The sequence below is a fragment of the Methylosinus sp. Ce-a6 genome (assembly GCF_009811655.1).
Classification (GTDB): domain Bacteria; phylum Pseudomonadota; class Alphaproteobacteria; order Rhizobiales; family Beijerinckiaceae; genus Methylosinus.
The window spans coordinates 34096-54307 of sequence record NZ_BGJX01000010.1; the positions used below are offsets into that span (position 1 = coordinate 34096).

Consider the following 20212-nt stretch of genomic DNA (forward strand, 5'->3'; position numbering starts at 1 on the left):
GACGGCGCGATCGCCCGGGAGGGGCCGCCTCCGCGGAGGCGTCGAGCGAAGCGAAGCGGCCGTGAGCGAAAAGATGGCGGAGAGGGAGGGATTCGAACCCCCGATACAGTTGCCCGTATGCCGCATTTCGAGTGCGGTGCTTTCAACCACTCAGCCACCTCTCCAGACGGCATAGCGAGGTCGAGCCTCGCTGCGGCATTGCGCCCCATAACACGCGTTCGCCTCGCCGATCAAGGCTGACGCGGCGCGATCGGCGAAAGAGGCGCCGACATGCGGGCCGCGGGGCGAACCGGTCGACGTCCACCGACTCGGACCGAGGTCGTGGATCGCCCGAGAAACAGGCGCATTGTGCGGTTCCAGCCGTGGCGGCGGTTGCTCGTCCCGCTTCTCGATGATTGCCAAAGCGCGGCTTCTGCGCCAGTCTTCGGGTCGCACTAGATGATTTTTGGAAAATTGCTTGTGCCGAGCACGAGGACTTTTTCAAAGGACGCGGGGGCGTCGCGGCGTATGAGCTCCAGCCTCGTCGCCGGGTTCTGCGCCCTTTCGCGACACACTGTCGGATGGCGTGAGCTCTTCGAGCGAAGGCGCGTTCTATTCGGCGCAGCGCTCGGCGCGCTCGGGGCGCTGACGCACATCGGCCTCGAAGCGCCCTTGGGCGAACAGCTCTCTTGGGCGGCCTTTTACGCGGCCGCGCAGTTCGCGGCTCTTCTCGGCGGCGTCTCGGCGGTTGCCGCGGCGTTCGCCTCGGGGCTGCTCGCGCATTTCTTCTTCGCGTCTTTCAACGCCCCCAATTGGGCGAGCTTCGCCGTCAGCCTCGGTCCCGCGCTGTTGACGGCGATGGTCGTCGCCGGCCTCTCGGGCGCCCGCCCCCGCGAGCCGACGCGCAGCGAGGGCTCGAAGGAGGAGGCATGGCTGCGAGCGCTGCGCGAGGGCGGCCTCGTCGGCGCCTTCCGTTGGGACGCCCGCGGCGGCGTGACGGACGCCGACGATGAGTTTCTCCGAATGGTCGGCTATGGGCGCGACGATCTCGACGCCGGGCGGATCGACTGGCGGAAGTCGATCCATCTCGGAGCCCCCGATGACCGCCTCACGCTCGACCGGCTCTGCGCGTCGGGCGACGCCCGCTTCGTCGAAGCGCAGTTCATCCGCAAGGACGGCGGGCGCTCGCGGCTGCGGCTGCGTTTCGTCGCCCGCGACGAAGCCTGCGCGCAGGGTTTCGCTTACGCGCTGGACCTCGGCGCGGCGCAGGAGCCGCCGCGCCCCTATGCGGATCGATCGACGTCGATCGAGCGTTGGGCGGTCGGCCTCGCTCACGAGATCAATCAGCCGCTGACGGCGGCGACCGCCTATCTTCAGGCGGCTCGGCGTCACGCCACGCTCGGCGGCTGCGGGCGCGCGGAAGCGCTCTTGGGCGCGATGGACCGCGCCGGCGCCCAATTGAACCGCGCCGCGCGGCTCGTCGGGGAATGGCGCGACGCTCTCGCTCATGGCGAAGAACCGCAGCCGAGGCGGCTCGCGCTGCATGAATTGATCGGCGACGCCTGGAAGACGGTCAGTCGCCGCGCCGAAACTTCCGTCCACGCCGAGTTGCGGCTCCGGGCGGAGCGCGATCTCGTCTGTGGCGATCGGTCGCAGATCGAGAACGTGCTGGTCGACCTGCTGCGCAGGGCCGCGGAGGCGGCGAGCGCCTCGTCTCGCCCCGGCCTGATCGTCGTCACCTCGAGCAGCGGCGACGAGATCGCCGTAGATATCCGTACGGCCGGCGCCGTTTCGGCGGACCCTCCCGCCGCGTCACGGTTGGGCGATGGCGGACCGGACGAAGGCGCGGACCCGACCTTTTCGCGCGCCATCGTCGAGGCCCATCACGGTCGCTTCTCTTCGAGGACGCACGGCGGCGCGGCCTTCGAGCTCTCTCTGCCGCTCGCCGCCGAGGTCTGTGGATAACGGGGACACAACCGGCGGCGTCACTCGTCCGTCTCTCTGGGGCAGGCAGAATTACAGTCCCGAGACCAATTGGTTAGCGGAGGGCGAGGCATGGATGCGAGGAGGCGTTTCTCGACTGCCGCGAGCCGGTGAAAGCAAAGATTCTCTTCCGGGCGATCGCTTTGTAGGGCGTCAGCGCCTTCTCCCCGCTAGCGGGGAGAAGGCGAGAATGAAGGGCTTGACATTTTCCGCCGTGGCTCGAGCCCTCGGCTCCTCACCCCGCCCCTCTCCCTGCGAGCTGGGAGGGAAGGAAATGCGCCGAACAGTCACCCGGAAACCGTATTGATACCGAGTGGCATTACCCAACGTAATTATCCTATAGTATAATTACTAGTGTTGCCTGCCAGACACATGCATCGTCTTTCTTCTGCCGATCTATATTAGGTTGTTTCTTTTGCAGCGGCGACGGGTTAAAGAAGATGCGTAGTCGATCGATAGTGGATCAATTATTCCCCGACGGAATTTGAAACGGCGCAGGGGTTCGGCGTCGGCCGGACCCCTTTTTCATGACGATCCGTCGGGCGCCGCTTGCCGCGGCGCCCGTTTTTCTTTTCAGAACATTGCCGATTTCTAGGGAAGGAGCCGCTGTCTACACTTGTTGCGGCGGCCGAGAGGCTCGGGCGCATTCGGACAAATCATTTCCGAATGCGCCCGAGAACTGCCTGAATTCATATGTTCTTTCCCGAAAAACGCTTAAAGACCAGTCTCCGATCCTTTTGGATCGGAGACTGGTCGAATTTTCCATTTGGAACGAATTCTGGCCGCTCGAACGATTCCTTCGAGCAAAAAGCGCTCGAGAGCGTCTCCCGCCGAAGTGGAGGCCGGTTCGGCGTTGGAAACGCGTCAAAAACAGAAGCCTGGAGTCTTTCCATGGTTCAATGAAACAAGGAAAGTCTCTCAAAGACCCTGCGGCCGTCCGGCGACCGACACCAGAAGCTCGCCATTGCCCAGCAGGCGCTTGGCCACGCGCCGCGCGTCGTCGAGCGTCACCGCGTCGATCCGCCCGTTGCGCTCGTCGAGATAGGACGGCTCGAAATCGTCGAGCTGGAGATTGACCAGCTGGCCGGCGATCTTCGTCGAAGTGTCGAAGCGCAGCGCATAGGAGCCGGTCAGATATTTCTTCGCCTTGTCGAGCTCGTCCGCGGTCGGGCCCTCGGCCGCGAGCTCGGCGAATTGCCGCTGGATCACCTCGAGCGACTCGCGGGCGCGCTCGTTCTTGGTCGCGGCGCCGCCGACCAGCATGGCGCAGCGGTCATATTCGTTGAGGTGGGAATAGACCGAATAGGCGAGGCCGCGCTTCTCGCGCACCTCGTTGAAGAGCCGCGCCGTGAACACGCCGCCGCCGAGGATGTGATTGATCACCACGGCGCCGAAATAATCCGGATCTTTGCGCTGCAGGCCGGGCCGGCCGAAGCGGATCGTCGATTGCGGCACGTCGAGGTCGACGATGCGGCGCTGGCCGAGCGCGTGAATGTCGATCTCGGCCACGCTGTCGAGCCGACCCGCGCGCGGCAGCGCGCCGAAGGTCGCGTCGAGCTTGGCCGCGAGCGTCGCCGCGTCGATCGCGCCGACGACGGCGATGACGAGATTGTCCCTTGCCAGCAGCCGCCCGCGCAGCGCCTCGAGGTCGTCGCGCGCGAGCCGCTCGAGCGATTCGAGATCGCCGCGCACCGGCCGCCCATAGGGATGATTCGGAAACGCCGCCTCGCGAAACGCCTTGGCGACCAGCGCGTCCGGGTCGTTGGCGTCGCGCTTCAGCCCGGCGGCGATCTGCCCGCGCACCCGGTCGATCGCCTGGGTTTCGAGCCGCGGCTCGCAGACGGCGAGACGCAAGAGCTCGAAAGCCTCGTCGCGGTTGCGGGCGAGCGTCTGCATATGGCCGGAGATCGTGTCCCGGTCGCAGCCGAAGCCGAGCCGGATCGCCAGATCCTCGATGGCGCGATGAAAGGCGCGCGCGTCATAGGGGCCGGCGCCCTCGTCGAGCAGGCCGGCGAGCAGCGTGGCGAGGCCGGCCTTGTCCGCCGGCTCCTGCGCCGCGCCGCCGCGCATGGCGAATTCCAGCGCGATGAGCGGGACGGCGTAGCTCTCGACGAGCCAGGCCTCGATCCCGCCGGGCGTGACGACGCGCTGAATGGTCTCGGCGCGGGTCCGCGCGGGCGCGATGGCGTGGGCTGTCATGCGGTTGAGCTCCGATTTCAGGCTGCGAGTCCGGCTTGGTCCTCGCCTTCCGGCTGCAGGAAGCCGGTGACGGCGCGGCGCTTCTGCAGCCATTTGCGGGCCGCGGCCGTAAGATCCGCGGCGGTCACCGCGTCGATGCGCTCCGGCCAGGCGGCGACGTCCTCGACGGAAAGCCCTGTCGCCAGCGATTCGCCATACCAGCGGGCGAGCGAGACCTGGCTGTCCTGCGCATAGACCGCCTCGGCGACGAGCCGGTTCTTGGCGCGTTTCAGATCGGCCTCGGCGATCTCGGAAGCCGCGAACTTGTCCAGCGCCGCGCCGATGGCGTCATCGAGCCGCTCCAGCGAGACGCCCGGCGCCGGCGTGGCGTAGACCCAGAAGCGGGTGTCGTCCAGAGCCGAGCCCATGTAATAGGCGCCGGCGTTGACCGCGACCTTCTGCTCCACCACCAGCTGGTCATAGAGCACGCTGGAGGGACCGCCGCCCAGCACATGGGCGAGCACTTCGAGCGTCTCCGCCTCGCCGGGCGCGGCGGTCGTATAGGAGGGGACGAGGAAGACGCGCTCCTGCGTCGGCTGCTCGACTTTCTCGTCGGCGAGCGTCACCAGCCGATGGGCGCGCGGCTCCGGCTCGCGCGGGCGCCGGCGCGAGGGGGCGTCGTCGCGCGCGGGAATGCGTCCATAGGACTTCTCGGCGAGGTCGCGCGCCGTCTCGAAATCGATGTCGCCGGCGACGATGAGGACGGCGTTCTCGGGCGTATAGAAGCGACGATAATAATGGAGCGCGTCCTCGCGGCCGAGCGTCTCGATCTCATGGCCCCAGCCGATGATCGGCGTGCCATAAGGATGGTGCGGGAACAGCGCCGCCTGCACCGCCTCGTCGAGCTGGGCGGAAGGGTCGTTCTCCGTGCGCATGCGACGCTCCTCGAGCACCACCTCGCGCTCCGGCCCCACCACTTCGTCCGAGAGGACGAGATTGATCATGCGGTCGGCCTCGAACTCCATCAGCGTGCCGAGATGCTCCTTGCCGATGCGCTGGAAATAGGCCGTGTAGTCATAGCTGGTGAAGGCGTTCTCCTGGCCGCCGAGCTCCGAGACGAGATTGGAGAACTCGCCCTGCGGATGGGCGTGCGTGCCCTTGAACATCAAATGCTCGAGAAAATGCGCGATTCCCGACTTGCCGACCGGATCGTCGGCCGAGCCGTTGCGATACCAGATCATATGGGTGACGACCGGCGCGCGGCGGTCGGGGATGACGACGATTTCCAGCCCGTTGGCGAGACGAGAATGAATGACGCCCGCGGCCGCGTTCTCGGCTTTCGCGGCGCCTGCGGCGGCCTTGGCGGCGGCGGTGTTCGCGGCGTGGTCGGCCGCGATCGCCTCGGCCCCCGGCTGTGTCATCGGCATTTCGATCTTTCCTCGCTAAAGCTGTCGGCTCTCGGCCGCGCGTTTCGGCCGAGAGCGCGGTCCGAGAGGGAGCGGTTCGAGAGAGAACGGTTCGAGACTGTCCAAGACGGTCCAAGAGAAATCGGCGCCAAGACGTCCGCGCCGCTCGGGCCACGGTCGCTCCGGGCGCTCCGACGGAAGCATTCGATCTATATAAGCGCGAATGAGATGTATGTCAGGCGCCGCGTCGGCCCGGGCCCAGGGGGCGCTCCGCGTCGCGGCGTCGAGCGCGATCAGGCGGCCGAGGCCTGCTCGCTCGGCGCGGTCAAAGCCGACATTCGTCCGCCCGAGCTCGGCTGGAGGCCGCAGCCGATCGACGTCGCCGACAATGGCCGAATGAAAGGAGCCAGCGCCGCCGCTGGAAGCGGAGCCGCCGAGCTCGATGGCCGCAAATGCTCACGAGCCGCCGAAAAGCTTGCCGATCATGCCGACCGGATTGGCCCAGTCGGTCTTCGGTTCCTCTTCCTTGGCGCCCTTGCCGCCGGCGACGTGCTGGCGATAGGCGGCCGGCGGCTCCGTCAGATAGGAGCGCGTCGAGGACTCGCCCGCGCCGCGCGTCTTCGTGCCGCCCGCGCCCGGCTCGTCCGCATCGGTCATGATCGTGCAATGGCCGTCGGAGGCGGCGACGAGACATTTGCGCGGGCCATTGTGCTCGCCATCGGCGCCCGCGACATTGGGATTTTCGTTGAGGCCGGGCTGGCGCGCCGGCGCCAGGCCCTTGCGCCTCGCGACCTCCTGATCGACCGGCCAGGAGGCGGGCCGCGCGGCCTCCGCCTGCGGCGACGGAAGCGCCTGCCGATTGGGCGGCACGACGAGCTTGGGATGCTCGCGGAAGACGATCTTCCGATTCTCCTCATCGTCGGAATTGACGCCGATGAAGCCGAGCACAGAGGAGATCGTCGACTTGTCGTCATAGGCCGCGGCCGGCGCGACGCCCGCGCCGCCGAGGATGACGAGCGCGAGCCCGACGCATGCCGGCGCCCGACGCAGAGAGGCTGTCGCCCGTTTCATCGCCTTAAAACTCCCTTCCACGGGCGCGGCCTCCCTGGCGAAGCGCGCGCAATGCCGAAGAGCCGCATTGTAACGGCCCGCTTGACGGCATTTTAGAGGCGCGCGAGGCTTCGGGCCAGCCGAAATCGTCTTTACGGGCTATCCGGCCGCCGGCGACGGCCGTGGGGAGTTGGCGCGGAAGCTCTCGAGCAGCAGCAGCACGACGCCGAGAAAAATCGCCGCATCGGCGACATTGAACACGTAATTGGCCAGCGGCCCCACCGGCAAAGCCGTGTGAAAGAAGAAGAAATCCGCCACTGCGCCGCGCGTCAGCCGATCCGCGACATTGCCGAGCGCGCCGCCGACGACGAGGCCGAGCCCAGCCGCCGTCAGCCGGCGCGGCGCCCGCCACAGCCAATAGGCGAGGCAACCCGCGATCGACAGTTGGAACGCCACCAGCAGCGCGCGCGCCGGCTGCGACTGCGAGGAGAGCAGCGAATAGGAGACGCCGAAATTCCACGACAGCACGAGGTCGAGAAAGGAGGTGAGATGGATCGGCTGCCGCAGGCCGATGTCGAAGACGTGCAGCATCCAGAATTTATGCGCCTGGTCCAGCGCCAGGGCGAGACCGACCGCCGCGAGGCCGAAGGTTCGAGGACCGGAAAGCCGAAGGCGATGCGACAAGACGAATCTCCACCATCCACGGGCGCCGGCGCCCGGCCTCATTTCGACGAAATGGTGACGCCCGAGGCGGCGATGAAAGGATAGGCGCAATCGCCGAAATTCACGACCTCTTTCGACACGGCGTGAATATCTTGCAGCAATTGTTGAAAATTCCCGCTCACCATGGTCTCGTTCAGGGCGTGTCTCACCTCGCCGTCCTCGATATAGAACGAGTTTTTGGCGATTCCAGAAAAATCCAGATTGTCGTTGGGCGCGCCGCCGGAGAAGCGGGAGAACAGGATTCCGCGCTTCACGCCGGCGATCATGTCGGCGAGGCTCGTCTCGCCTCCCCGCACGCGGCTGTTGCGCGCGCCCGCGGTCTGCGACATGCCGAGCTTGCGCGCGAAGAAATAGCCGATGAGGAAATCCTTCAGCACGCCATCCTCGATGATCGGCAGATCGCGCGTCGGCACGCCGAACTCGTCGAAATCCGCGCCTGCGGAGAAATCCTCGGAACGCGGGGCGTTGTCGAGCGAGAACAGCGGGCTCGCTATGCGCTCGCCGCGCTTGTCCTTATAGGGCGAGGAGCCGGCCAGCAGCGCCGGGCCGGCGAGCGCATTGGCGATCGACGGCATGAGGCCCATCAGGCAGTGCGGCGTGACGATCACCTCGCCGACGAATTTTCCGGCGACCGGCCGGCGCTCGAGCGAGCGCTCGCATTCGGCCATCAGCCGTCCGACCCCGGCGGCCTCCTGGAGCGAGGCGAAGGGCGAGAAGGCGCTCGCTCCGACGGCGTTGAAAGAGGTGGTGAGCGCTCCGTCCTTGGCCATGAACATGGCGCGAAAGCCGTGGCGGCCACGCCGCTCGCGCTGTCGCAGCCCGCGCGAATTGGCGAACTCGGTCTCCTGATCGGTGAATGTGTAGAGACTGTCGCGCAGCCGCAGCAGCGGATGGCGCGCCGGCAGGCTCGCCAGAAATTCGTCGACCTGCCCGCGCATGGCGGCGCGATCCGGCGCGGCGGGGCCGTGATCGCTCGCCGGCAGCGAGGGCGCGTCGGCAATGTCATTGGCGGGATCGGCGACGCCCGCCGCGGCCGCCGTCGCCGCGGCGGCGATCGCGGCCTCCACATCCTCCGGCCGGCGGCCGTTCAGCGTCGCCCCGCCGCGCTTGCCGTCGCGGAACAGAGTGATCGTCGTCGTCTCATTGTCCGTCGAGCGCACGAGATCGACGCTGCGGTGATCGAACTCGATCTCGAAATAGCGCGTGCGATGGGTGAGCGCCTGCGCCGCCGTGGCGCCGGCGTCCTTCGCCCGCGCCAGGATCGAATCGAGAAAATCGTCCGAAAGAGCGCTCATCCGCGTCCTCCCAGAGTGACGCGGCATTTGATCGACGGGCCGCCCATGCCGACGGCGATCATCTGCTTCTTGCCGCACCAGCCGCCGCCCGCCGCCCAGCGGAAATCGTCGCCGACATGGGTGACGCTCTTCAGCATGTCGAAGGCGACGCCGGAGATCGTCGTGTCGCGAATGGCGCGGCCGAGCTTGCCGTCGCGAATCTCATAGCCGCAATTGACGCCGAACATGAATTCGCTCGTCGCGTCCGCCTGCCCGTTGGTGGAGCGCTTCAGATAATAGCCGCGCTCGATCGCGCCGATCATATCGGCGAGCTTGTCCGCGCCCGGCAAAATGCAAGTGTTGCGCATGCGCACCAAAGGCTCGTCCTGGAAGGAGAAAGCGCGGGCGTTGCCGGCGGGCTCCGCGCCCAGCATTTGCGCCGTGCGCTTATCGTGCAGGAAATTCTTCAACACGCCATTCTCGATGATCGCCACGTCGCGGCAGGGCGTGCCTTCGTCGTCGACATGAATGGCGAAGGAGGATTTGCCGTCCGGCCCGCGTCCGCCATAGTCGCCGAGCGTGATCTTCTCGCTCGCGACCTGCCGCCCGAGATTGTCGCCGGCGACCGAGCCCGCGAGCACGAGATCGGCCTCGCATGTATGGCCGATCGCCTCATGGGCGAGAATGCCGGCGAGCGCGGAATCGAGCACGACGTCGTGATCGCCGGCCTCGCATTGGCCGCCCTCGGCCTTGCGCCGCAAATGCTCGTGCAGCTCCTCGAGCCAGGGCGCGATCGTCTCCGCGTCGAAGGATTGATCCTCGATCTCGCCGAAGCCGCCGAGAATGTCGTAGAGCTCGACGATTCCGTCATTGGCGGCGACGCTCATGGAGACGACGAGCGCCGCGCGCGGCACGAAGGAACAGGTCGCGGCGCCGTCGCTATTGGCGAGAATCTTCTCGCTCGCATGGCTCGACAAAGCGATATCGACATTGACGAGGCCCGGATAGCGGGCGCGGATCGCCTCATCGAGCCGTCGCACGATATCGACGCGCTCTTCCGCCGAGAGCGGCGGACGCTCGCTGCGATAATCGTAGGTTCCGGAACCGGTGGCGCTGGAGAGCGGGCCGGTCGCGGCGGCGCCGCCGGCGAATTCGGCATTGTCCTTCGCCGCGGCGATGACGGCGGCGAGCGTCGCCTCGTCATCGGCGGGCGCGGCGGCGAAGCCGAAGGCGCCGTTATGATAGAGGCGCGCCGAGACGCCGCCGTCGCGCGAGCGACCATTGGCGAGCAGCACGCCTTTGCGCATCATGATGCGTGACGAATGATTGGCGTGCCAGCGCAATTCGCCATAGGCAGGCAATTGCGCCGCGCGCGCGACGAGACGGTCGAGCATATGCGCGGCCTTTCGGGTCAATGATGTTTCTGAAAACAATATAGCGGAACAGGTCCGCGAGTGGAATGACGACGCATTGGCCGCCGGGGCGATCGAGTGACGCTCTCCTTCATCCTGAGGAGGCCTCGAAAAGGCCATCTCGAAGGACGAAGGAGAGGGAAGCGCTTCGTCGAGGCGTCGCGTCCTCAATATTCCCATTCGACGCCGAGGCCGAGCGAGGATTTGCCGTCGACGCGGGTCTCGCCCTTCACCCGCACATTCTTGGTCACATCGACGCCGACGCCGACCGCGGTCTGCTCGGGCTTGGCGCCCGTGCGCACGCCGACGCTGATATTGTCGGAAATATAACGCGAGGCGCCGACCGTCGGGCCGCTGGAGCCGCCGGCCTCGAGATCGAGCGAATCGACGCCGAGCGCCTTGCGCATTTTCTCGAATGCGTCGACGCCGGTTCCGGCGCCGGAGAATTGCGCCAAGGCGGTCGCGAGCTGCACCGCCTGAAAGGCCGAGAGCGAGCCGGACGCTTTGGCGAAGAGCAGGCGCGAGAGCACCTCGTCCTGCGGCAGCTCCGGCGTCGAGGAGAAGGCAAAGCTCGGCAGCGACGCCGGCCCCGAGACGCCGATCTTCGCGGTGACGTCGCTCGCCGTCGTCTCGGCGGAGAAATCGAGCTGCGGGACGAGGCCGCCGGCGAAGGTCAATTTTCCGCGCGTGATGTCGATGCGCTGCGTCAGCAATTGGAGCTTTCCGCGGCGCAGATCGAAAGCGCCGTTCACGGCGGGCTTTTGAATCGATCCGCTCAATTTCAATTCGCCGCCGAATTCCGCGTCTATGCCGCGACCGCGCACGAAGATGCGATTGCGCGCAAGAAGCGCGAGATCGATCGTCGCGTCGAAAGGCGCACGCTTGGCCGCCCGCGCTTTCTCCTTGGCTTCCAGCGCCAGCATCTCTTTGGCGAAATCGCGCGGCGAAATATGGACCGCGCCGCGCGGCGCCTGGAAGGAGGCGGGCAGGCGATCGGGGACATTCACCTCCATCGTCGTCAGCGTCACGCGGCCGGACACCTTTGCCGCACGCGCCAGAGCGCCGCTCATGTCGAGATCGAGATCGGCCGTGGCGGAGACGAGATCGGTGCTGGCGAGCTGCGCGTTTTTGGCTTTGATGCGAATGGCGCCGGGCATTCCGGCCTGCGGCTCGACGGCGATATGGCCGGTGGCGGCGATTTGCCCGCCATTTTTGGTGAGAGCGGTCAAACGCGTGATCGCGATCTCGCGTCCGCGCCCGTCGAGCCTGGCGTCTATGTGGTCGAGATAGACGCCGTTCAGCGGATCGGCGAAAGAGCCGTTCACGAGCGTGACGGCGCCTTCGAGCGCCGGCGCGGAGGCGGAGCCGGCGATGCGCAGATCGACATTGGCCTTGCCGCGCAAGCTCTGGCCATTGGCGGCGAGCGCGGTGTCGGCGAGCTTGGCGTCGGCCTCTCCCTTCACTCTGAGATCGAGCGCGCCGGCGGCGTCGATCGGCGCAGAGCCGGTGATCGCGAAGCGTCCGCCGGCGCCGAGCGCTATATCGGCGTCGAGGCTCGTGCGCGCGCCGGCGAGCGAACCATGCGCCGCCATGTCGAGCGGCGGCAGGCCGTTCGTGCGCAATTGCGGCGCGGAGAGCTTGGCGATCTTGATCTTCCAATCGCCGCTCGGCGATTTCTTGTCGCCAGCAATATGCGCTTCCGCGTCCAGCGCGCCGTCGAGCGAAAGATTCGTGTCGGCGATGGAGGCGATGGAGAGCGGAATAGCGCGCGCCCTCGCGGTGAGATCGAGCCGCTCGCCGATCGTTCCGTCTATGTCGAGCCGGCCGGCGCCGAGCGCGAAGGCGAGGCCCTTCAGCTCCACGGCGCCGGCGCCGAGCATGACGCTGGCCGGCGCGGCGAGGGCGATGCGCTTGCCGGCGCGTTGCGCAGTGAGCGATCGAATGTCGAGCCGCATCCGCTCGCCCGGCGTCAGCCCGGCGCGGCTCGCAATCACGAAACCCTCCGCATCGACGGCGAGGTCGAGCGAGGTGGCGGCGCCGGCGGGCGCGGCGATGAGGCGCGCCCTGGAAATGGTCTTGCCGGCGACGCGGGCCGAATCGATCGCGACGCTTCCGTCGAGCGCCGGCCGACGCAGGAGATCATGGCCGGTGAGTTTCGCGCTCAGCCTTTCGATCGCGGCGTCGGCGGCGCGAATGCGCGTTCCCTGCGCCTCGATCGACATATTCTGCGCGCCCTGTGAAGCGTCGAGGCGGATGTCCGCCTGCAGCGCGCCCGAGAGCTCGCGCAGAGCGAGCGCCGAGAGATCGTCGAGATCCGGCGCGGCGAGAGAAAGGCGGCCGCTGGCGAGGCCCTGCGCATCGAGCGCGAGCGCGCCGCGCAGCGTCGCGCGGCCGATCGCGAGATCGAGATTGTCGATCGTCCAGCCGGCGTCCTTGCGCGCATTCAATTTGCCGCGCGCCGGGGCGTCGTCGATCGCGCCGTCGAGCGTCGCGGAGGCGGAGAGCGCGCCGGTGAGATCGCGCGCGGCGCCGTGCAGCGCGAGCTTGCGGATCGCATGTCCGTCGAGACGGGCGTCTTCGAGCAGCGCCGCGAAATCGGCGTTGGGCCTGTCGGCGGAGCCCGTCGCCTTCACGGAGATTTCGGCGCGGCCGGAGAGGCGCGGATCGGCGGGACGAAGATCGGCGATGTCGATCTTCGCGTCGACGTCGAGCGCTTCGCGCATCGCCGCGCCGTCGATTCTTGCGGCGAGATGGTCGCCCTGCAACGACAGGCCCTCGAAGCGCAACCCGCCGCCGGGAAGCGAAGCGAGAGCGCCGCCGAGCGCGAGGCGGCGGCCGAGCAGCCTTTCCAGCGCAGGCGCGGCGAGCGCCGGCGCGGCGAGCGTTCCGCTCAGCGTCGCGCTCAGCCGCTCGTCTTTCGGAACGCCTTTCAGCGCAATGGAAAGATCGAGCGGACGCGGCGCATCCTCGGACGTCGTCCGGCTGCGAATGGCGATATCGGCCTCGAGCGCGCCATCGTCGCGCAAAGTCGCGGCGCCGGCGAGCTGCGTCGTTCCTTCAAAGAGCGGGACGGCGGCGGCGGGAAGCAGCGGGGCGAGGCGGAGCCCCATGTCGAAGTCGAGCCGCCGCGCCGCGTCTTTGCGCATGAGGCGCGCCGCGCCCTCGGCGCCGATCGTCTCTCCGGCCTCGGCGGCGAGATGGGCGGCGAAATCATCGAGCGTTCCTTCGCCGGTGAGCGAAATATCGACCGGCGGCAGGCCGGGCAGCGCAGCGAGGCGCGCGATGGCGCCGCCCTCCGGCTCCCGCGCGATGACGGAAAGCGCGATTCTGTGGCCGTCGGCCGCGACATCGGCTTTCGCGGTGATCGAGCCCGGCGCGTCGAGCCGGCGAATATCGAGCGAAAGATGCGCGCCATTGTCGAGCGCGGCGTCGCCGGTCGCGGCGAATGTCGCCGCAACGCCGAGAACCGGCTCGCCGAGCGCAAGCGTCTCGAGCGCCAGCCGGCCGAGGCGGATGCGGACCGGAATATTCGGCAGAGCGAAGCCGCCGCCGCTTTTCGGGGTTTCGGTCGTGGCGCGCGCGGGCGCCGGACGGCGGGCGACGTCGATCGCGCCTATGGCGAGCTTCTCTATATCGACGCGCAGAGCAAAGAGCGCGGAAGGCGACCAGTCGAGGGCGATCTCGTCGATCTTCAGGAAAACGCCGTCGCGATCGGCGATGGCGATGTCGCGCAGCAGCGGATGCGCCGACAATGGATCTTCGAAAGCGCCGATATTGACTTTCATATCGGGCGAGGAGGCGGCGCGCGAGACGAGATCGGCGAGAAAGCTCCCGCCCTCTCGCGCTTGCATGCGCAGCGCGAGCGTTGCGGCGACGGCGAGCAGCGCCAGCGCGCCGAAGGCGTGGACGAGAATGCGGCGCAGACGAAAGCGCATCAGAACGACTCCCCGACGCCGATGAAGATCGCAAATCTGTTCTCGCCGGGGCGCCGGCCGAGCGGCGTCGCGACATCGAGGCGGATGGGGCCGATCCCCGTGTAATAGCGCAGGCCCAAGCCGACCGAGGAACGCATCGAAGAACGGAAGTCGGGAACCGGCGAAGAGAAGGCGGAGCCGATGTCGTAGAAGGGAACGATTCCGATCTCGCGCGTCACCTTTATGCGCGCTTCGACGGAGCCCTCGAGCAGGCTGCGCCCGCCGACGGGGAAGCCGAGGCCGGCGTCCGGGCTCAGCGAGCGATAGCGATAGCCGCGCACCGAGCCGCCGCCGCCGGCGAAGAAACGATGGCTCGCCGGAATATTCTCTATGCTCGCGCCGAGGATCGAGCCTGCGGCGACGCGGCCGGCGAGCACATGCCAGCCGTCGTCGTCCAGCGCCTTGTAGCCGGAGATCTGCGTCTTCGATTGCGCCATGCCGACGCTGTCGCCGAAAGCCCTCACATAGGGCGTGACATTGGCGACGGCGCGAAAGCCGTTGGTCGGCGCGAGAAGATCGTCGGTTCCGTCGTAATTGGCCGAGAGCGGAAAGCCGAGCAGCGAATAATCATGCGGGCCGAAGGCGTCGAAGCTGTGGCCGCGCTCGAATTCGAGCCCCGCCTGCACGGACGCCGAATCGCTGAAGCGATGGCGGATCGAGGCCGAGGCGGCGCCGTAATAGGCCCAGTAGTAATCGGTCTTCTCGCGCACGACGCCGGCGTCGAGCAGAAGATCCTCGCGCGAGCCGAACAAAGCGGGCTTCACGAAGCTCGCCTTGGCGCGGCCGATGACGTCGTTCAGGCGGATCGAGGATAGGCCCGTATAGCTCGCCGAGCTGCCGAAGGGCGCGAGGCCGCCTTCTATATCGAAGCGCAGCCGCTCGGCGCCGCCGAAGAGATTGCGATCGGTCCAATAGGCGCGCAGGCCCGGCCCGTCGACATTGGAGAAAAAAGCGTCCGCGCCCACCGCATGGCGCTTGCGCTCGCTCGTCTGCACGAAGATCGGCAGATTGCCGTTGGCGTCGAGCGTCTCGCCGTCCTCCGCCTTCACCGAGCCGACGGCCTCCAGCCTTCCGATCGATTTGCGCAGATCGGCGAGCTTCTTGGGACTATAGGGCTCGCCCTCCTCGAGATAGATGAAGGAGCGGATGACGTCCGGATCGATTCCGGGCGAGCCGCTCGTCCTCACTTCGCCTATGCCGGCGCGCGGGCCGGGGTCGATGGTCACGACGACGTCCATCGCCTTTTCGGGATGGGAAATGGTCGGCTTCGCCGCGACGACCTTGGCGAGCGGAAAGGAATTGGCGCGCAACGCGTCGATCCAGGCCGCCTGCATGGATTGCAGCGCGGCGGCGCGCGCCGGCTCCTCCGCGTCGCGCTGCAGCGATTTTTTGGTGAGCAGCGCCGCGTCGAGCGGCTTGCCGTCGCGTGCGTCGAGAATGGCGACCTTGCGCAGGCGAAACAGCGGGCCGGGGACGATCTCCATGCGGATCGGCGCGAGCGCCTGGCCGCGCAGCCGCTCGGCGGCGGCCGCCGCGACATCGGCGCCATGGCCGTCCGGCCGCACCGGGACGCCGACGATCGTCGCCCTTATCTCGGCGTCATAATAGCCGCTCGCCCACAACGCCTCGGCGAGGCGCGGAAAATCCGCGACGACGCGCCGCGCGAGCCCGGCGCCGCTGGGCGGCGCCTGCAGGCGCAGCCGCCATGTGTTGGAGACGTCCTGGAGGCTGCGGGCGAGACCCTCCGCCTCGTCGAGGCCGGCGAATTCGATTTTATAGGGCAGCGAGTCGGGGCTCGGCTCGGGCGCCTCCTCGGCGGCGCCGAAAAGGCCGAACAGGTCGAAGGCTCGGACAGGAGACGCCGCCTCCAGGCCGCCGAACGCGAGGAGCGCCGTCGCGCTCAGAAAACGCTTCGCTATTTTCACTTCGAAACGAACCGAACCAAACATTGCCGCACCATAAGCGGAGCCTTGCAAGCGGTCCATCGCGTTAAGCTTAACAACGCAACCTATGGTTAAATATGTCTTGATGCGCTTTTCGGATGACGTTTCGACGCCTTCGCGCATTTCAGCGTCGGATCGAGCGTGGAACGCCGAGCCGATCCGCTGCGGCCGCGGGAAGATCGCTTTATGCCCGCGTCTCCGTCATTCGACTTAGACGCCATCACGGAGTGACATTTCAGCGAATGCAAGCCAGTTTCGCTGCGCGATCGGAGGACATGCGCATGCGATTGGCTTCGCCGGCATCGAGAGACCGAATTCGTTTCCACATCGAGGCCTGCGATCTCTCGTGGGCGATCGCCGCATCCTTCATCGCGCTCGCATTGCGCGATCCCGCCCTGCTCGAGCCCGGCGGCTTCCCCGCCGAGATTCCGGCGCCCTATCAATTCGCCTTGCTCTCGACAGGCTGCGCCATTCTCATGATCGTCGGCTTTCGGCTGAGCGATCATATGGGACAATTTTTCTCCATGCGCGACGCCTGGGCCATTTGCGCCGCATCGGCCTGCGCGGTCGCGACGAGCTGCGTGATTCTCTTCACTTTCACGCGCCTCGAGGGCGTGCCCCGCTCGACGCCCTTGATCTTCGGCCTCGTGCTGAGCGCCGGCATCATCTCGAGCAGAGTGGCGATGTGCGTGTTGCACAAGGACGTACAGCGCGAGCGGCCGCGAGGCTCCGACGAGCCCGCCGAGCTGCGACGCGTGATCGTGATCGGCGTCGACGGCTTCGTCTCCGCCGCGATCAAGCTGACCGATTGTCTCTCGCCGCGAACGACGCAGATCGTCGCCGCGCTCGACGGCCGGGCGTTTCTCGCCGGCCGGAAAATCGCCGGCGTCTCGATCGTCGGCGGCCCGAGAGACATCGGCGCCGTCATCGACGAATATGCCGTCCATGGCGTCTATGTCGATCAGGTCTGGCTTTCCGAGGACAAGGGCTTCCTGCCTTCAGAACTCGTCGACGAGATCATCTCCCAATGCGAGGCGCGCGGCGTCGCGATCGTCGGCATGTCGGAGGCGCTCAATCTCATCTCGTCGCCGCCGGCGACCTCCGCCGCGGACGTCGACAGCGGCCAAAAACTCGAAGCGCCCATCTATTTCGAGCAGAAGCGTCTCTTCGAGGCGTGCGTCGCGAGCCTGCTGTTCGTTCTCGCCCTTCCGATCGCGCTCTGCGTCGCCTATGTGGTTTTTCTCGATGTCGGCGCGCCCATATTGTTCTGGCAGCAACGCATCGGCAGGAACGGACAAAAATTCCTGCTCTATAAATTCCGCACCTATCGCGCTCCCTTCGACAAAAATGGACGGCCGGTCGCGGAAGAGCGGCGCCTCTCGAGCATAGGACGAATGATCCGTGCGACGCGCCTCGACGAGATACCCCAGCTCTATAATGTGATCTTGGGGCACATGTCGCTCATCGGTCCGCGACCGCTCCTGCCGCATGATCAGCCGGACGATCCGGGACGGCGGCTCAGCGTGCGCCCCGGCGTCACCGGATGGGCGCAGATCAATGGCGGAACGGCGGTGACGCCGGAGGAAAAAAACGCGCTGGACGTCTGGTATATCAAGCACGCCTCTTTGCGGCTCGATCTCGAGATCGCCGTCGGCACGCTGCTGGTGGCTCTGACCGGCGAAAAGCTGAACGGACGCGCGGTGGATCACGCGATCGGCTGGTATCGACGAGAATTCGCGTCGGTCGCCGCATTCGGACCCAAAGCCGAAGAGGCGCTGCGCGCCGATAGCTTCGAGGGCTTCGAGGAGGAATATTCCGTATAGAGCGTTTTCAGCCGAAGTGGACTTAAGGTTCGGCGAGTCCGGCTGATTTCATCGCCGCCGGAACACTCGCTTTTTTTTCGAATTTGCCGCAGCCGCGCGCAGCGGTCACCCTCGCTCGACGAAGCTCTCCAGCACCATCTTCCGCCCGGCCTTGTCGAAATCGACCTGCAGCTTGTTGCCGTCGACATTGGCCACAGTGCCCGGCCCGAATTTCTGGTGAAACACGCGCGCGCCGATCGTAAAGCGCGAGCCCGCGGAAGACTTCGCCAGAACTTCCCCCTCGATCATCGGCGGGGCGCGGCGCGCGGGCTTGCTCGCCGTCTCGCGCGCGGCCTGCGCGCGCTTCCAGCCCGGCGTCGAATAGCTCGAGCCATAGCTGTCCATATTGGCGAAGCGCGACACGCCATAGGAGCCGTATTGAGAGCCGCTGGACGCCTCCGTCACCTCCACATTCGCCGCTGGCAGATCGTCGAGGAAACGCGACGGCAGGGTCGTCTGCCAGAGCCCGTGAATGCGCCGATTGGTGGCGAAGAAAATCTTGAGCCGTCTTTTCGCGCGCGTGATGCCCACATAGGCGAGGCGGCGCTCCTCCTCCAATCCGGCGCGGCCATTGTCGTCCAGCGAGCGCTGATGCGGAAACAGCCCCTCTTCCCAGCCGGGCAGATAGACGGTCTCGAATTCGAGCCCCTTGGCGCCATGCAGCGTCATGATCGACACGCGTTGCTGATCGGCGGCTTCGTCCGTCTCCATCACCAGCGACACATGTTCGAGAAAGCCCGCGAGATCGGGGAATTCCTCCATCGCGCGCACGAGCTCTTTCAAATTCTCGAGCCGGCCGGCCGCCTCCGGCGTCTTGTCGTCGCGCCACATCTGTGTGTAGCCCGATTCGTCCAGCACCATTTCCGCGAGCTCGTTCTGCGGCGTCGTCTCGATGAGGCCCCGCCAGCGGTCGAAATCGGCGATGAGCGCGCGCAATGTGGCGCGCGGCTTGGGCTTCAGCTCCTCCGTCTCGACGATCACCCGCGCCGCCTGCATCAGCGGCGCGCTCTCGCGGCGCGAATAATCATGCAGCACTTGCAGCGTCGCGTCGCCCAATCCGCGCTTGGGCGTGTTGACGATGCGCTCGAAGGCGAGATCGTCGAAAGGCTGCGCGACGCAGCGCAGATAGGCGAGGGCGTCGCGTATCTCCAGCCGCTCGTAGAAGCGCGGGCCGCCGATCACGCGATAGGGGAGGCCGAGCGTGATGAATCGCTCCTCGAACTCGCGCATCTGGAAGGAGGCGCGCACGAGAATGGCGATCTCCTCCAGATTATGCCCCTTGCGTTGCGCTTGCTCTATGTCTTCGCCGATGGCGCGCGCTTCCTCCTCGCTGTCCCACACGCCGGTGACGGTGGGCTTCTCGCCATCGGCGCCTTCGGTGAAGAGCGTCTTGCCGAGCCGCCCCTCGTTGCGCGCGATGAGATGCGAGGCGGCGGCGAGAATATGCCCGGTCGAGCGATAATTGCGCTCGAGCCGCACGATTTTCGCGCCGGGAAAATCCTTCTCGAAGCGCAGAATATTTTCCACCTCCGCGCCGCGCCAGCCATAGACGCTCTGATCGTCGTCGCCGACGCAGCAGACATTGTGGCGCCCCTGCGCGATGAGGCGCAGCCAGAGATATTGCGCGGTGTTGGTGTCCTGATATTCGTCGACGAGAATATAGCGGAAGCGCTGCCGATACTCGTCGAGCACATCGGCGTTCTCGCGAAAGAGCCGCAGCGTCTCGAGCAAAAGATCGCCGAAATCGACGGCGTTCAGAACCTTCAGGCGCTCCTGATAGAGCGCGTAGAGCTTCTTGCCCTTGCCGTCCGCGAAGCTCTGCGCCTCGCCGGCGGGCACCTGCTCCGGCGAGAGTCCTCTGTTTTTCCAGGCGTCGATCTGATGCGCCAGCGCGCGCGGCGGCCAGCGCTTGTCGTCGATATTCTCGGCCTGCAACACCTGCTTCAGCAGGCGGATCTGATCGTCGGTGTCGAGAATGGTGAAATTGGATTTCAGCCCGACGAGCTCGGCGTGGCGGCGCAGGATTTTCGCGCTGATCGCGTGAAATGTGCCGAGCCATTGCAGCGCCTCGGCGCCCGGGCCGGCCAGCGTCTCGACGCGTTCGCGCATCTCGCGCGCCGCCTTGTTGGTGAAGGTGACGGCGAGGATTTCCCAAGGCCGCGCCCGCCCGCTCGAAAGAATATGGGCGATGCGCGTCGTCAGCACGCGCGTCTTGCCGGTGCCGGCGCCGGCGAGCACCAGCAGCGGGCCCTCGATCGTCTCGACGGCGGCGCGCTGTTCGGGATTGAGCGCGTCCAGAAAGCGCCCGCGTCCGGCGAGCGCCGCGGCGCGGGCGGCGAGGCCGCCCTCACGAGGCGTGAAATCTTCCGGCTGCGCGGGACGTGACAAGGCGTTGGGTCTCCTTCGAAGCGGGGGAGAATACAGGAGA

The 20212-nt window shown here is 66.8% G+C and carries 11 protein-coding genes and 1 tRNA gene; 2 read left to right on the top strand and 10 right to left on the bottom strand.

Annotated elements, in window-relative coordinates; translation table 11 throughout:
• Positions 1-74 precede the first annotated feature (74 nt).
• A tRNA-Ser gene (locus Mspo_RS08785) sits at positions 75-164 on the bottom strand.
• A 343-nt stretch (positions 165-507) separates the two neighbouring features.
• Here Mspo_RS08785 and Mspo_RS08790 point away from each other — a divergent pair.
• Positions 508-1944 (top strand): hypothetical protein, encoded by a 1437-nt coding sequence (locus Mspo_RS08790; RefSeq protein WP_159728854.1) that lies wholly within the window; start codon positions 508-510, stop codon positions 1942-1944.
• Between the two features lie 936 nt (positions 1945-2880).
• Here the strand turns inward: Mspo_RS08790 and Mspo_RS08795 are convergent.
• From Mspo_RS08795 to Mspo_RS08830, 8 genes are all read right to left on the bottom strand, one after another.
• Positions 2881-4161, bottom strand: coding sequence for a pitrilysin family protein (locus tag Mspo_RS08795; RefSeq protein ID WP_159728856.1), 1281 nt, complete (start codon positions 4159-4161; stop codon positions 2881-2883).
• Between the two features lie 17 nt (positions 4162-4178).
• Positions 4179-5567, bottom strand: a complete 1389-nt coding sequence (locus tag Mspo_RS08800) for a pitrilysin family protein (RefSeq protein WP_159728858.1) — start codon at positions 5565-5567, stop codon at positions 4179-4181.
• Positions 5568-6002: 435 nt separating this feature from the next.
• Positions 6003-6617 carry a hypothetical protein gene (locus Mspo_RS08805; protein ID WP_159728860.1) on the bottom strand — a complete coding sequence of 205 codons (615 nt, stop codon included), beginning with the start codon at positions 6615-6617 and terminating at the stop codon, positions 6003-6005.
• Positions 6618-6755: 138 nt separating this feature from the next.
• Positions 6756-7280: a signal peptidase II gene (gene lspA / locus Mspo_RS08810; protein WP_244613260.1), complete on the bottom strand. Its 525-nt coding sequence runs from the start codon at positions 7278-7280 to the stop codon at positions 6756-6758.
• A 38-nt stretch (positions 7281-7318) separates the two neighbouring features.
• Positions 7319-8614: a TldD/PmbA family protein gene (locus Mspo_RS08815; protein WP_159728863.1), complete on the bottom strand. Its 1296-nt coding sequence runs from the start codon at positions 8612-8614 to the stop codon at positions 7319-7321.
• A complete protein-coding gene (locus Mspo_RS08820) occupies positions 8611-9987 on the bottom strand; it encodes a TldD/PmbA family protein (protein ID WP_159728865.1) in 1377 nt (458 codons plus the stop codon). The genes Mspo_RS08815 and Mspo_RS08820 overlap by 4 nt, the downstream gene beginning before the upstream one ends.
• A 185-nt stretch (positions 9988-10172) precedes the next feature.
• Positions 10173-13940 (bottom strand): translocation/assembly module TamB domain-containing protein, encoded by a 3768-nt coding sequence (locus tag Mspo_RS08825; protein ID WP_159728866.1) that lies wholly within the window; start codon positions 13938-13940, stop codon positions 10173-10175.
• Complete coding sequence (locus tag Mspo_RS08830; RefSeq protein WP_159728868.1) at positions 13940-15904, bottom strand: autotransporter assembly complex family protein; 1965 nt, start codon at positions 15902-15904, stop codon at positions 13940-13942. The genes Mspo_RS08825 and Mspo_RS08830 overlap by 1 nt, the downstream gene beginning before the upstream one ends.
• A gap of 299 nt (positions 15905-16203) precedes the next feature.
• On the opposite strand from Mspo_RS08830, the gene Mspo_RS08835 reads away from it, so the two are divergent.
• Positions 16204-17745: a sugar transferase gene (locus Mspo_RS08835; RefSeq protein WP_159728870.1), complete on the top strand. Its 1542-nt coding sequence runs from the start codon at positions 16204-16206 to the stop codon at positions 17743-17745.
• A 105-nt stretch (positions 17746-17850) separates the two neighbouring features.
• On the opposite strand, the gene Mspo_RS08840 is transcribed toward Mspo_RS08835, so the two are convergent.
• Complete coding sequence (locus tag Mspo_RS08840; RefSeq protein ID WP_159728872.1) at positions 17851-20172, bottom strand: ATP-dependent helicase; 2322 nt, start codon at positions 20170-20172, stop codon at positions 17851-17853.
• Positions 20173-20212: the final 40 nt, after the last annotated feature.

Coding starts and splice junctions, on each gene's coding strand:
- Mspo_RS08790 (WP_159728854.1), top strand. CDS start 508: ATGAGCTCCAGCCTCGTCGCCGGGTTCTGCGCCCTTTCGCGACACACT.
- Mspo_RS08795 (WP_159728856.1), bottom strand. CDS start 4,161: ATGACAGCCCACGCCATCGCGCCCGCGCGGACCCGCGCCGAGACCATT.
- Mspo_RS08800 (WP_159728858.1), bottom strand. CDS start 5,567: ATGCCGATGACACAGCCGGGGGCCGAGGCGATCGCGGCCGACCACGCC.
- Mspo_RS08805 (WP_159728860.1), bottom strand. CDS start 6,617: ATGAAACGGGCGACAGCCTCTCTGCGTCGGGCGCCGGCATGCGTCGGG.
- Mspo_RS08815 (WP_159728863.1), bottom strand. CDS start 8,614: ATGAGCGCTCTTTCGGACGATTTTCTCGATTCGATCCTGGCGCGGGCG.
- Mspo_RS08820 (WP_159728865.1), bottom strand. CDS start 9,987: ATGCTCGACCGTCTCGTCGCGCGCGCGGCGCAATTGCCTGCCTATGGC.
- Mspo_RS08825 (WP_159728866.1), bottom strand. CDS start 13,940: ATGCGCTTTCGTCTGCGCCGCATTCTCGTCCACGCCTTCGGCGCGCTG.
- Mspo_RS08835 (WP_159728870.1), top strand. CDS start 16,204: ATGCGATTGGCTTCGCCGGCATCGAGAGACCGAATTCGTTTCCACATC.